General features: G+C 70.6%; 11 protein-coding genes, 2 pseudogenes and 1 riboswitch. Of the genes and pseudogenes, 4 read left to right on the top strand and 9 right to left on the bottom strand.

Features of this window, described 5'->3' with window-relative positions; translation table 11 throughout:
* The first annotated feature begins 8 nt into the window (after window positions 1-8).
* Window positions 9-1,472, top strand: a complete 1,464-nt coding sequence (locus QA861_RS04720; protein WP_334586929.1) for a UvrD-helicase domain-containing protein — start codon at window positions 9-11, stop codon at window positions 1,470-1,472.
* 136 nt (window positions 1,473-1,608) lie between these two features.
* Here QA861_RS04720 and QA861_RS04715 read toward each other — a convergent pair.
* The 9 genes and pseudogenes from QA861_RS04715 to QA861_RS46985 all read right to left on the bottom strand — a co-directional run.
* Window positions 1,609-2,559 (bottom strand): annotated as a pseudogene (locus QA861_RS04715) (IS110 family RNA-guided transposase); the annotation flags it as partial.
* Between the two features lie 94 nt (window positions 2,560-2,653).
* Entirely contained in the window at window positions 2,654-4,234 is a 1,581-nt protein-coding gene (locus QA861_RS04710) for an FAD-dependent monooxygenase (protein ID WP_334586928.1), read from the bottom strand.
* 3 nt (window positions 4,235-4,237) lie between these two features.
* A complete protein-coding gene (locus QA861_RS04705) occupies window positions 4,238-4,804 on the bottom strand; it encodes a hypothetical protein (RefSeq protein WP_334586926.1) in 567 nt (188 codons plus the stop codon).
* A gap of 161 nt (window positions 4,805-4,965) precedes the next feature.
* Window positions 4,966-5,091, bottom strand: a riboswitch (cobalamin riboswitch).
* A 69-nt stretch (window positions 5,092-5,160) separates the two neighbouring features.
* The gene (locus tag QA861_RS04700; RefSeq protein WP_443041443.1) at window positions 5,161-5,742 is read right to left on the bottom strand and encodes an SDR family NAD(P)-dependent oxidoreductase; all 582 of its coding nucleotides are present in this window, start codon (window positions 5,740-5,742) and stop codon (window positions 5,161-5,163) included.
* A gap of 208 nt (window positions 5,743-5,950) precedes the next feature.
* A complete protein-coding gene (locus QA861_RS04695; protein WP_334586925.1) occupies window positions 5,951-6,370 on the bottom strand; it encodes a CBS domain-containing protein in 420 nt (139 codons plus the stop codon).
* Window positions 6,371-7,369: 999 nt separating this feature from the next.
* Entirely contained in the window at window positions 7,370-7,885 is a 516-nt protein-coding gene (locus QA861_RS04690; protein ID WP_334586923.1) for a DUF2231 domain-containing protein, read from the bottom strand.
* 134 nt (window positions 7,886-8,019) lie between these two features.
* Window positions 8,020-9,732: a heavy metal translocating P-type ATPase gene (locus tag QA861_RS46990; protein WP_503461731.1), complete on the bottom strand. Its 1,713-nt coding sequence runs from the start codon at window positions 9,730-9,732 to the stop codon at window positions 8,020-8,022.
* 22 nt (window positions 9,733-9,754) lie between these two features.
* Window positions 9,755-9,808, bottom strand: a pseudogene (locus tag QA861_RS47385) (hypothetical protein); the annotation flags it as partial.
* On the bottom strand, window positions 9,802-10,350 hold the full coding sequence (locus QA861_RS46985) for an HAD family hydrolase (protein ID WP_443041442.1): 549 nt from the start codon (window positions 10,348-10,350) through the stop codon (window positions 9,802-9,804). The gene QA861_RS46985 and the pseudogene QA861_RS47385, both read right to left, overlap by 7 nt.
* 186 nt (window positions 10,351-10,536) lie before the next feature.
* On the opposite strand from QA861_RS46985, the gene QA861_RS04680 reads away from it, so the two are divergent.
* The 3 genes from QA861_RS04680 (at window position 10,537) to QA861_RS04670 (ending at window position 13,006) form a co-directional block, all read left to right on the top strand.
* Complete coding sequence (locus QA861_RS04680) at window positions 10,537-11,223, top strand: response regulator transcription factor (RefSeq protein ID WP_334586922.1); 687 nt, start codon at window positions 10,537-10,539, stop codon at window positions 11,221-11,223.
* On the top strand, window positions 11,220-12,632 hold the full coding sequence (locus QA861_RS04675) for a sensor histidine kinase (protein ID WP_334586921.1): 1,413 nt from the start codon (window positions 11,220-11,222) through the stop codon (window positions 12,630-12,632). Before QA861_RS04680 ends, QA861_RS04675 begins: the two co-directional genes overlap by 4 nt.
* Before the next feature lie 83 nt (window positions 12,633-12,715).
* On the top strand, window positions 12,716-13,006 hold the full coding sequence (locus tag QA861_RS04670) for a hypothetical protein (protein ID WP_334586919.1): 291 nt from the start codon (window positions 12,716-12,718) through the stop codon (window positions 13,004-13,006).
* The last annotated feature ends 24 nt before the right edge of the window (window positions 13,007-13,030 follow it).

The following is a 13,030-nucleotide window of genomic DNA, read 5'->3' as shown; positions in this document are numbered from 1 at the left end:
AGGCCTTGTTGCACACGCCCACCGACGAACAGGCTCAGGCCGTCGAAGCCTTCCAAGACGGCCATCACCTCGTGCTGCAGGCCGGCGCCGGCACTGGAAAGACCAGCACGCTGAGCCTGCTCGCCGCCAGCACCAAACGCCGAGGGCGCTACCTCGCCTTCAACAAGGACATCGCACACGACGCCTCGGCGCGCTTTCCACGATCCGTGATGTGTAAAACCGCCCATGCCACTGCTTACGCCGCGCTCGGCCATCGCTTTGCCCGCCGCCTCAACAGCCCCCGGCAGCCCGCATGGAAAACCGGCCAGGCCCTCGGCATCAACCGCTCCGTCCGCATCGGGGATCACCACATCACCCAGCGGACGCTTTCACACGCCGTCGTGCGTACCGTTACGCGCTTTTGCTACTCCGCCGACCGCGTCCCGGCCTGTCATCATGTACCACGCTTGCGCGGCCTGGACGCGCCCGGTGAGCACGCCCAAGTGGTAGATGTGGTCGTGCCGTTCGCCGTGAAAGCCTGGGCAGATCTACAGAACCACGAGCAGGGCGTGGTCCGCTTCGAACACGACCATTACCTAAAGATGTGGGCCCTGACCGCACCGAAGATCGAAGCAGACTTCCTCTTCCTCGACGAGGCCCAGGACACGAACCCCGTCCTGGAACAGGTCTTCGCCGCCCAGCGTGACCACGCCCAGCTGGTCATGGTCGGCGACTCCGCCCAAGCCATCTATGGCTGGCGCGGCGCCTGCGACGTGATGAGCCGCTTCGACGCGGCGCAGCTGACCCTGACACGCTCCTTCCGCTTCGGCCCCGGGATCGCCGACCAGGCCAACCGGTGGCTCGCCCTTGCCGACGCTCCCATCCGGCTGACCGGCACGGACACCATCCCCGCCGAAATCGGCGACGTCCGCAGCCCGGACGCCGTGTTGTGCCGCACCAACATCGGCGCCATGGCGGAAGTCATGCGCCTGCTCGCTGACGGTAGGCGCGTCGCCCTCACCCGGGGAGGGCAACAGTTGGCTGCGCTGGCCATCGCAGCCCGCGATCTGAAGGACGGCCGCCGTACGAACCACCCGGAGCTGGTGTTGTTTGCCTCCTGGGGCGAACTGCAGGACTACGCCGCATACGACCCGGCCGGCCGTGACCTCCAGCCCTTCGTCGATCTCGTCGACACCCACGGTCCTGACGCAATCCTCGCCGCTGTTGACGAACTCACAGACGAGACGACCGCCGACGTCACCGTCTCTACTGCCCACAAGGCCAAGGGGCGCGAATGGCACGCCGTGAAAATTGCAGAAGACTTTCCGGAGCCGAAGGACACGGACCAGCATGACAACGAAGGCCGTCCGATTCCGGGACCTGTGAACGCCACCGACGCCCGCCTCGCCTACGTCGCCGTCACCCGCGCCCGCAGCCGACTCGACCTCGGTGGACTGGCATGGATCGAAAACCACTCATCCGCCTCGGAGTGAAGACAAGGACCAGGACGTTCTTGGTCTGCTCGTGGTTCACAGCTTACATGTCGCTGACCTGCGGAAATAGCCTTAGCTGAGGTGGATGGCGGGTCGATGGTGCGGGAATGGTCCGGGTCTTGGCCCGAGGCCCGCGTCAAGGGAGCCGTGGGGTTCTGGGTTCGTAGAAGGTGCCGTCGCGGAGCATCGCGAACAGCACGCTGATGCGGTGACGGGCCAGGCGGAGAAGGGCCTGGGTGTGGGTCTTTCCGCGGGCCCGGCATTTGTCGTAGTAGGTGCGGGAGGCGGGGTGGTGCAGGGCGGCGAACGCGGACAGGAACATCGCGCGTTTGAATTGACGGTTGCCGCCTCTGGGCGCGTGTTCGCCGTGGATAGAGGTCCCCGACGACTTGGTCGTTGGGGCGAGGCCGGCGTAGGAGGCCAGGTGGGCGGCGGTGGGGAAGCTGGTGCCGTCGCCGACGGTGACCAGCAAGGTGGCGGCGGTCCTGACCGCGATCCCCGGAATCCAGGTCAGGACCGCGGAATGAGGGTGAGCCTCCAGCAGCTGTCCGATCTGCGCTTCCAGAGCTCGTCGCTGTTCGTGGACGGCGGCGAGCGAACGGGCCAGGGACGGGATCACGACATCGAGGGTGCCGGTGCCCGGGACCACGACGGTCTGCTCGTCGAGGGCGTCGAAGATCTCGTCGATCAGCCGGGCAGCCATGCGCGGGGGCTTTGGGCCGGATCACCTCAACGAGCCTGCGCCGACCGGCTTTTCGCAGCGCGGCAGGGGAACCGTAGCGCTCCAGCAGCCAGGTCACGGCCTGGTGGTCCAGGCGCGGCCCGAGGACGCGCTCCAGGTTGGGGGTGGAACTGGGTGAGCAGGCCGCGTAGCCGATTCGAGGTGCGAGTTTGCCTCGGCCGCCAGGTCCTGGTCGAAGCACACCAGCACGGTCGGCTCGGCGGTTATCTCGTCGGTCAGTTCCAACGAGCGCAGGGTGTGCGGCATCGTCCGGGCTGCGTCCGCGATCGCTGCGGCGTCCTTCGCGTCGGTCTTCGCCTAGCCCGGGTAAAGGTTGGCGATCCGTCGCATCACAAGTCCGCAGCACGCCGCTGAGCTGGGCTTTCCAGGGCGGGCTCTCCCATCGGGCCAAGGGCCAACACGTCATAGCCTCAGACTTGCGCGGTGGTCGTGGCCGGCTTCATGGCGATGCCGCAGCGCCGATCAGTGAGAGCCAGTCGCTCAGCCCGGCCGCGTCGGCGGTCCCGCACCGGAAGCCGACATGCCCGTCTGGGCGGACTGTGATCAGACCGCGGCCGGGGCTGTTCCCCAGCCGGAGGACGGTGACTTGGGGACCGAGCACCGCGTCCGGCAGCGAGGTGGCGTCGCGCTGCAGCAGCACGTGCACGCCCGGACCGGCGAGCAGTCCGTGCAACCGTTGTGGAGGCCCTCCGACGCTGACGGCCGCGTCCGGAAGGCGGTCTCCCGGGCGAGGTGCACCACGCAGGCGCGGTCTTCCCTCCACCGACAGGGCGCTGTGCCTGTAGTTCACCCGCAGTTGGGAGATGAAGCGGATGCCTTCGGCGACCAGCCGTCGTCGGTCCAGGAGGATTGGCACAGCCGGGGCCGCGAGAGGAGCGGCCACCGCGCGCAGCCACGAGGGGATTCGGCCGGTCGACGCCTCTGCCCAGAACACCGTGTGCGTGAGAACCAACCGTCGGTGGGCGGCCGGCCGGCGCTCCGTGTCGTAGGAGTCGAGCATTACTTCGGCACCGAGCCCGCCCGCGGCCCCGCCCTCGGAGCAGTTCGCCGCAAAGCCGAGCTTCCAGCCGAGATTCACCGCGTCCTGGATGCCGGCGTTCATGCCCTGGCCGGTGGCCGGTGAATAGTTGTGAGCCGCGTCCCCCGCGAGGAAGAGCCGCCCGTTGCGGAATCGTGTGGCGAGGCTGCACTGCAGGGGAACCCGCGCGGACCACGCGAGGCGCTCGATCCGTGCGTCCAGCCCGGCGTCGCTCAGAAGTCGCTGCAGATCGGCATACGGGACGGCGGGTCCGGGCTGGCCGAAGTCCAGTCCGGACCCGCCGGTGGACGCCCGGGTGGCCAGCAGCCTCCAGGCGGCCTGCTCTCCGAGAGGGAAGAGGAACAGCAGCCCTTGACGCCCCGCGAACACCTGGGCGACGGAACAGCCGAAGTCGCCGCTGAGGTCGAGGTCGGCGAGGACCACCTCTTCGGTGTAGGGCCTGCCGTGCCACCCAATGCCAGAACAGACCCGCACGGTACTGGCCGGGCCGTCACAGCCGACGACAAAGGGGCAGCGGATCTCCTCCGTATCCTGCTGCGAGCGCAGCACTGCCCACGCGCTGTGCTTGTCATCGCGGGCGGTGACCAGTTCGGTGCCCCGTTCCACCGCCACCCCGCGGTCGGCGAGCGCCTGGGCCAGCACTCTCTCGACGTCCGTCTGCCGCATCAGTGACAGGTGCGGGAACGCAGTGTCGGGCAGGGAGAGGTCGGCGAGACTGGCTTCGACGACGCGGGAACCGAGGTGCAGCCCGACCGTCGGCGCCGTGTCCGCCAGCCCCAGCAGGGCGTCCGTGACGCCGAGTGGGCGCAGGACCTCCAGAGTGCGCGGGTGCAGGATGAGCGCGCGGGAGGGCCGGAACGCGCCGGGACGCCGCTCGATGACCCGGACCCGCGCTCCGTGGTCATGGGCTTGCAGTGCCAGGGTGAGTCCGGTCGGACCGGCCCCGACCACAAGGACGTCCACTGCTGTCGTGGCTGCCATGTTTCATGCCGTGCCCTTGATGCGCCACCATGCCGCGGTGTCGTCCGGCGTCAGGCTCTCGGCCAGCCCAGGATCTGCGATGATCGCGTCGCGGCGCAGCCCGGGCAGGACTGCATAGCGGATCGAGCTCGGCACGCTGACCAGCGCCAGAACCCGCCACAGGGAACGCGCATAGTGTTCGGCGCGCTCCTGGCCATCCCACTCGTACACCCCGCGGTAACGGTCGCACTCGTCGTGGGCCAGCCACAGCTTCGAGGTGAACCCGGGGAAGCCGACGAACAGTGGGGTGTTCAGCAGGCTCTCCGCGCGGAACAGGGCGTGCGCCGGCCCGCGGACCAGGCGCAGCCTGAATTCGACCACGAGCGTGCATGGGTCCTTCGCCAGGCCGCTGCCCATGCGGGTCTCCCGGTACACCCGGGCCGAGGTGCCGTCGGAGAAGCACAGCCTCATTCCCAGCCGTTCTTTCGGCAGACGTACCCGGCGCCGCGCGAGCAGTGGGAGGGTGGTGAGGAAGCATGCGGCCACTGCCCGCCATGCCTCGCCAGGGGCGAGGGGTCTTTGTTCACTCATGAGGGGCCTCCTCCCGAAGCGGACTGCTGTCAGGGCCTGGACAGCCGCTGCCTGCAGGGTGCCGCTCGTGTCGACGCTGGCGGCTTCCGGCCACAGCGGTCCACGACGTCCAGCACCTGTACGCCACCGGCCACACCACCACGGGCACGCCGGTTGACGAGTGGGACTTGCCCCAGGAGCTTCGCCTTCCTGCTGCGTAGCTTCCCGAACCCGTTTCCAGGGCCCAGTGCACATGACGGCGGTCGCTCCCGGTCACCGCTGCGGGGCAGTCGCGGGTTCCCACCGGGTTCAGTTCGGCCTGGCCGCTCTTGTTTGGGGAGAGACGGACAGGTTGGTGACCTGGCTCTGCAGACCGATCATTGGCCGGGAGTCAGGACGGTCGGCGGGCCGGCGATGACACCGCCGTCCAGGACGAACTCCACGCCGGTCGAGAACGTGGCCTCGGCGGCGATGAAGAGCACCATGCGGGCGACCTCTTCGGGCTCACCGAATCGGGGCAGGGGCTGTCCGGCTGTGAAGGAGTCGTCGAAGTCGGCCGTCATCGCGGTGCGCACCGCACCGGGATGGACCGAGCAGACACGGATCCCGTCCGGGGCCAGTTCGAGTGCCGCGGCCTTGGTCAGCCCGCGCAGCCCCCATTTGCTGGCCACATACGCTCCGATGCCGGCATAGCCGGTGAGGCCGGCGAGCGAGGAGATGTTCACGATCGCACCTCCGCCGGCACGGCGAAGGGATGGTGCCGTCGTACGCATACCCAGCCAGGCGCCCTGCAGGTTGACGTCGATGACGCGCCGGAAGGATTCGAGGGTCTGTTCCTCGATGGTCCCCCACTCGAGGACCCCGGCGTTGTTGACCAGTGCCGAGACCGGGCCCAGTGCCTGCTCCGTCTCTGCCACCATCGTCTGCCAGCCGTCCTCGGTGCTGACGTCCAGGTGCATGTAACGGGCCGGGCCACCGAGTTCCGCGGCCAGCTTCGCCCCCCGACGTCCAGAACATCGGCTACCACCACCACAGCGCCCTCGGCGGCGAACAGACGTGCTACGGCGGCGCCGATGCCCCTGGCTCCGCCGGTGACGATCGCCACCCGCTCGTTGAGACGTCCCATCGTGGCCTCCTGCACCGTGCTTTCGACGTGGATCCGGTCGGTCAGGGGGCCGCGCAGACGACCTCGACGAAATGGCCCACCTGGTCCTCGGGCAGGTGACGTCCGAGGTCCGCCTCGCTGATCATGCCGACGAGGCGATGGTTGTCGACGACCGGCAGCCGCCGGATCTTGTGCTCCTCCATGGCCCGGAGGACCTGGTGGGCATCGGCGTCGGCGTCGATGGTGATCGGCTTGCCCTGTTCGAGCTGGCCCGCGGTCACGGTCTTCGGATCCTTGCCCTTGGCGAGGCACTTCACCACGATGTCGCGATCGGTGATGATCCCGTGGAGCCGGTCGTCGGGCCCACAGATCGGGAGGGCTCCGACGTCCAGTTCCTTCATCCTGCGCGCTGCGGCCTCCAGCGTCTCGTTCTCCTGGATGCACGTGGCACCGGTGTGCATGATCTCCCGGGCGATGGTCACGGCCGTCTCCTTCGAGCGTCGCTATTCGCGCCGGGGAGAGCCCATGGAGCGTGGCCCACCCCGGCCGGTACTCCTCCTGACCAGTGTGTGTTCTTCGCATCCCGTGCGCATGCCGGGGGAACTTTCGCCCACGCCACCGGGCGGCGGTTGGCTCAACTCAACGTTGCCGGGCGGCCAGTGGGCCCGCGCGCGACGGGCGTTCCGGTCGCAGCCGCGTCTGGAGCCGCATGACGACATGGCCGAGGCCGGACAGCACGCACTTGTCGTTCGGCTGGGCGTCGATGGTCGCTGTTCGAACGGCAGCGGCCGTGCGTTGGTCTTCAGGCGGCCGCGAGGGTGACCCGGGGGGCCTCGGCCTGGCGGCTGGGGCGGGACAGGCGGAGCTGGTCAGGGGGCCGCTTGAGCACGCCTACCTTTGCCCAGCGGGCGGGAGTATCCGAATACGGTGCGCCACGGGATGCCGAAGTCGCGGGCAGCGCCCTGGAAGGGCGGCGGCTGCGAGGGTGCCGTCCCCGACGAGGACGGCACCACCCACCCCGGACACCATCACACCCCGGAGCTGGAGGAACAGACCTGATGAGCGCCGTCACCATCACCACCGACAACGGCAAGACCTCCGTTCAGTACCCCTACTACCCGGACTTTTAATCCATTGGTTATGGGTTCGAGTCCCACAGGGCCCACCGGTGGTAGGGGGATATAGCCTGCTTCGTTTTCAGGTCCTTGCGTGAGTAGGTGTGCTCGTGGTCCGCAGCGGACCGGAGGAGTCTCCCCGTGCCCGAGTGGTCCTTTTCCGACGTTGCAGCTCCGGGGTGTCGATGAGATCGAGAGCGCGCTGCCCGTTCCCTAGCCCCGACTCAGCGGCACCCCGGTCCTCCAGACGGGCCATCAGCCATTGTCGGCACGCAACGGCGCAGGCAGGGTCTCCGCGCGTAACACGGTGGCCGGGGTGCTGACCGCCGATCCGGAGGAGCCGTGGCCCAGTGTCGGCCTCGTCCGTCAGCCGCCGTTCTGCGTGGCCGTCTTGGAGTAGTTGTCCTGCCAGGCAGCCTTGGCGCCCGAGTCGCCGATCCGGTAGACGTCCACCACGGCGCCGACCGCGACAGCGAGGGAAAGGATCACGACCGCGCCCCGAAGCAGCGCCGAGGACGACCGTGGAGCACCCGCCGTGCCGTCCGTGGCGGGCGCCGAGCGGCGGGCCGTCCACCAGACGACGGCCGAGATCACGAAGAGGCCGAGAGTCCAGGGCAGAAGGCCGTCGCCGAGTTCGGCGTGCTTGCGCACCAGTGGATTGCTGCCGACGTGCTCTTCCAGCCATTCCCCCGCGTGTGTGGCCACCGGCACGCTCGCCAGCGTCACGAGCGTGAGAACTGGCAGCAGCAGGCCGAGCCGTCGGGCGCCGCCGGGCCACGCCGCGCACACCACGAGTGCCAGGGCGCTCAGGGGCACGAGCACGATGACGAAGTGCACGAACAGGACGTGCGCGGGGAGTCCGTTGACAACAGTGAGACTCATGAGGGTTTTTTTCTCCATGGGGCTGGCCGGACGGGGGCGGTGCGGGAGCGTCGGCACTTTTCCACAGGGACTTCTCAGTTTCCTCTGAGCCTCATCGGGATCACTGACCCCGTGATTCCCGTTGGAGGTCCGGTTCAGGGAGCGAGCGAGAAGTAGCTCTCCTCCTCCTGGCTGAAGTGCAGGCGGAGAACGGAGTGGAGCCCGTACAGGCAGGCACGCAGGTCGTCGATCTGTTCCGGTCTCAGTGCGCCTGTCGCGTCCGCCATCCGGAGGTGGATCGTGATCCGGCGGGAGAGGCGTGCTATCTCGGTGTGGGCCCGGCTCATGGTCTCGGTGGATTCCGGTCCGCCAAGTTGTCTGTTCAGCGCGGGGTAGAGCTGCCGCTCCTCCGCGTCCTCGTGCGGAAGCAGCCGTGTGGTGAGCAGGTGGTCGACGTGCCGCACGGCGGCCAGCGATTCCGGACCGCCCTGCGTGGAGAGCAGGCCGGCGGTGTCACGGATGGCGTCCAGGACGTCCCTGAGGTCTTGGTGTTCGGCCGCGAAACGCTCGACGAGGTCCTCGGCGTCCGGTTCGAGAACGATGCGGGCGCCCTGAGCCGGCAACAGCACACGCAGGGCGTTGAGGATGACGGCGACGTCGATCGTCTCCTGGAGAAGGGCTCCGATGGCAGGCGGCAGCCATCCGAGGAGGGCCGCGATCATGGCGACCAGTGACAGCGCCATCCCGCCCGCGGCGCTCTGGACCGCGATCCGGCGGGCCCGTACGGCGATCTCCATGGCGTCGGCGAGGCGGTCCACCCGGTCGGTCGTGAGGACGATGTCGGCGGCCTCGGACGTCGCGGACGATCCGCGGGCACCCATGGCCACGCCGACGTCGGCCGCGGCCAGGGCCGGTGCGTCGTTGACGCCGTCGCCGACCATGACAGTGACGGCCCGCGCGCATTCCACCCGTACGGCCGCGACTTTGCCGGCGGGAAGCTGACCGGCCCGGACCTCGTCGAGGCCCAGCACCGCGCCCACTTCGCGGGCGGGCTCGGCGCGGTCACCGGTGAGCATCAGCAGCCGGGTCAGGCCCGCCGACCGCAGGCGACGGACGGTGCGCGGGGCGTCATGGCGCAGCGGGTCCTGGAGCAGGACGGCGCCGGCGAGGACGTCGTCGACGGTGAGCCAGGCGATGGCGGCCCCGTCGAGAACGGCACGGTTGTCCACGGCACGGGCCCAGTCGGGAAGTGCTTTCTGCGGGATGCCGCACCTGCCGAGTCCCAGGCGGAGGCCCTCCACGGTGCCGACGGGTCCTCGCCCGGGTTCCTCCGTGGCATCGACGGGCATGGCGAGCGCGAGGCCCCTGGCTCGTGCTTCGCGGACGATCGCGTCGGCCAACACATGCGCGGAAATCTGGTCGAGCGACGCGGCCAGCCGCAGCACGTCGGACGGGGAGCGCCCCGGGGCGGCGGCGACCGCCAGGACGCGCGGTCGGCCGGCGGTCAGGGTGCCGGTCTTGTCGATCACCAGGGTGCGCGCCCGGCCCAGGCGCTCCAGCGCGCCGCCGTCCCTGACGACGACACCGCGGCGGGCCGCCCGGGACAGTCCGGAGACGACGGCGACCGGCGCCGCGAGCAGCAAAGGGCAGGGGGTCGCCACGACCAGGACGGCGACCGCCCGTACGGCGGATCCGCTCAGCAGCCAGGCGAGACCGGCCAACCCCACCGACAGCGGCAGGAACCAGGCCGCGTAGCGCTCCGCCAGCCGGACGGTCGGTGCCCGCTCCGCACCCGCGTGCTGAGCCAGCCGTACGATCTCCGCGTACGTGCTGTCCTGCGGTGGCGGTCGCCCGGAGTTCGAAGACACCGCCCGCGTTGACGACGCCGCTGTGTACGGTTTCGTCTGTGCCGCGTTCGACCTGGGCGGACTCGCCGGTCAGCACGGACTCGTCGAGTTCCGCCGTACCGGCCAGGACCTGCCGTCGACGGGGACCACGTCTCCTGTGCCGATCACGAGCACGTCGCCCACGACGACATCGGCGAGCGGGACCACGGCCACCTGCGGCCTGTCCGGCGGCGGGCCGAGCGGGGGGGCGTGCTCCAGAAGGGCACGCAGATCGTGGGAGGCCCGGCGCTCGGCCGCGGCGTCCAGGGCCCGGCCGGTCGCCGGCATCGACGCGATCAGCGCACCCGCCAGGTACCCGCCCACCGCGAGGGTCCCGGCCAGCGCCGGCACGGCGATCAGGTCGACGCCGGCCCGCCCCTTCCGCAGTGCGGCCACGACCCAGGCCACGGCGGGCACCACGGCCGGCACCGTGCCGGCCGCCCAGCAGGCGTCGGCGACGTTCTGGTTCCCGGCCGCCCAGGCGATTCCACCGTTCAGCAGGGCGGCCGTCGTCGTGGCCAGCAGTGCCGGTTCGAGCAGTCGACGGACACCGTCGGCCTTCGGCCCCGGCCCGTCCCCGGTGTCTCCCCTGTGCGACACGACAGCGGCCCTCCGGCTTCTCCGGGATGTCCCCGCGCCGGGCGCGACAGCGCCCCCGGGTGTCCCCGGGTGTCCCCGGGTGTTCATGCAACCGTGCGCACCGCGCCGCACGCCAGGGCCAAACGGTCCACAACGAGGGCCTCTCGGTCAATCCGTGCAGAGGTGGCGGAATCGTAGGATGTCGGTGTGCGTGTGCTGGTGGTCGAGGACGACCCGGGGATCGCCGTTTCCCTGGTGCTGGGCCTGGAGCGGGCCGGGTACCAGGCGAGCAGAGTCGGCACCGGGCGGGAAGCGCTGGCGGCGGCCCCGGTGCCCGATGTGGTGCTGTTGGACCTGGGGCTGCCCGACCTGGACGGTGTCGAGGTCTGCCGCCGGATGCGGAGCCGCTCCGGCGCGGCGATCATCGTGGTGACGGCGCGCGGGGAGGAAGCCGACCGGGTCGCGGCCCTGGACGAGGGCGCCGACGACTACCTGGTCAAACCGTTCGGCTTGGCGGAGCTGCTGGCGCGGATCCGGGCCGTGCTGCGCCGCGTCCAGCCGTCCGACGCCGAGTTGCTGCGGCACGGCTCTCTCGCGGTGGACCTCCGGACCCGCAAAGTGACCGTCGGTGGCCGCGAAGTCGCGCTCACACCCAAGGAGTTCGACATCCTGGAGTGTCTGGCCGCCGATCCGGGACGGGTGGTCACCCGGCAGGAGGTCCTGGAACGCGCCTGGGACGCGCATTGGTACGGCCCCACCAAGGTGCTGGACGTGCACATCGCGGCGCTGCGCCGCAAGCTCGGTGTACCCGGGCTGGTGGAGACCGTGTACGGCCGGGGCTTCCGCCTCGGCGTACCTGAGCCGGGCCAGGACCCGAACCTTGGTGCGCGATGACCAGGCGTATCGCACTGACCTTCATGACGCTGATCGTCCTGCTGCTGGTGCTGGCCGTCGTGCCCCTGGGGCTGTCCATGACGGGGCGTGAGCGCACCTCTTTCCGGGACACGACCGAGGCGGCGAACCGGACGATCGCCGCCGCGGCCGAGGAGCACCTGTCGGATCATCGATCCCCTGCCTCCATGCGACGGCTCCTGGAACAGGCCGAGCGGGCGGGGGACTGCGCCGCGGTCTTCGACGCGGCGGGGCGGATCGTGGCGGCCACCGGGTGCCCCGGGCGGACAGCCGGAGGCGATGAGGACGACGAGGCCGCCGACAGCTGGGGCGACCTGGCGCACCAGGTGCTCGTCCACCCGGCGACGGCCACGCGTGAGCGGGAGGACCGGCTGGTCGTCGCGGTGCCGATCGGCGACGCCACGCATCCGGTCGGGGTGGCGGTGCTGTCCAGGTCGGCGGAGGGCATGGACGACCGGATCAACGCGATGTGGGGGCGGCTGGCGCTGATCGGGGCCGGCGGCCTGGTGGCAGGCGTGCTGTTGTCGGTGGCGCTGGCCCGCTGGGTCGGACGCCCGCTGCGGGCCGTGGACGCCGCCGCGCTGCGGCTCGGCGAGGGCGCACTGGACGTACGGGCGCCGGGCGGGCGCGGTCCGCAGGAGGTGCGCAGACTCGCCTCGACCTTCAACACCATGGCGGCGCGCCTGGAGGCCCTGATCCACGGGCACCGGGCGGTCGTCGCCGACGTCTCCCACCAGCTGCGGACGCCGTTGACCGCGCTGCGGCTGCGGCTCGATCTGCTGGCGGCGGGCGCGGACGAGGCCACGGCGGCGGAGTTCGCCGGCGCGCAGGAGGAGATCGCCCGGCTGTCCCGGCTGGTGGACGGGCTGCTCGCGGTGGCCCGCGCGGAGACCTCGGTGCCCAGGCCGGTTCCGGTCCGGGTGGACCAGGTGGTGGACGAGCGGGTCACCGCCTGGGAGCCGGTGGCACGGGAGCGCCGGGTGTCGCTCGCCGGCCGATACGGCGCCGGGCTGACGGCGTACCTGGGAGCCGGGGACCTGGAGCAGGTGATCGACAACCTGGTGGCCAATGCCCTGGACGCGGTGGGTGAGGGCGCGGCGGTACGCGTCGAGGGGAAGGCGACGCGCGAGCGGGTGCTGCTGCGGGTGGTGGACGACGGTCCCGGGATGAGCCAGGCGGCGCGCGAAGCGGCCTTCAGGAGATTCGGCAATCCGGAGGCGTCCGGCAGCGGCCTGGGGCTGGCGATCGTGCACCGGCTGGTCACCGCCAATGGCGGCACCGTACGGCTGGAGCAAACGGCCGGCGGGGGGCTGACCGTCGTACTGGATCTTCCCGCGCCGCCGTCTCCGGAGCCGCCGCGCGGCGGCGGGCGGGATCTTTACCGCTTCTGAAGAACTCCTGAACCGGTTCCCGACGGGCCGCCGGGCAGCCTGGGTAGTAGGACAAACCGGCCTCCTGGCGAGGGAGTTCATCCATGCCTCTTCCCGAGCAGCACGCAGCCGCCGACCGATCTGTGCGTGACTCCGTCCGGCGCCGCGAACGAGGGCTGCGGCGCGTGAGCGCCACGACCCGTTGGGTGGCGGCCGTGGCACTCGCGGGTACCGCCGCGCTGGGCGCCGGGTACGCACACGCGATCCCTGGCATCGCCCAGCCCGCCCACCACGGGAGCGGCACCCGTACGGGCACGAGCGGCGGCCTCCAGCCCGCCGGGCAGGCGCCCGCACCGACCAAGCAGGCGCCGCAGACCCAGTCGGGTGCGTCGTGAGCGCCACGTCGGCGGGCGCCCGAG

This window comes from Streptomyces sp. B21-083 (assembly GCF_036898825.1).
Lineage (GTDB): Bacteria > Actinomycetota > Actinomycetes > Streptomycetales > Streptomycetaceae > Streptomyces.
The sequence above is the reverse complement of the archived record's forward strand: the minus strand, read 5'-3'. Positions and strand labels throughout refer to the sequence as shown.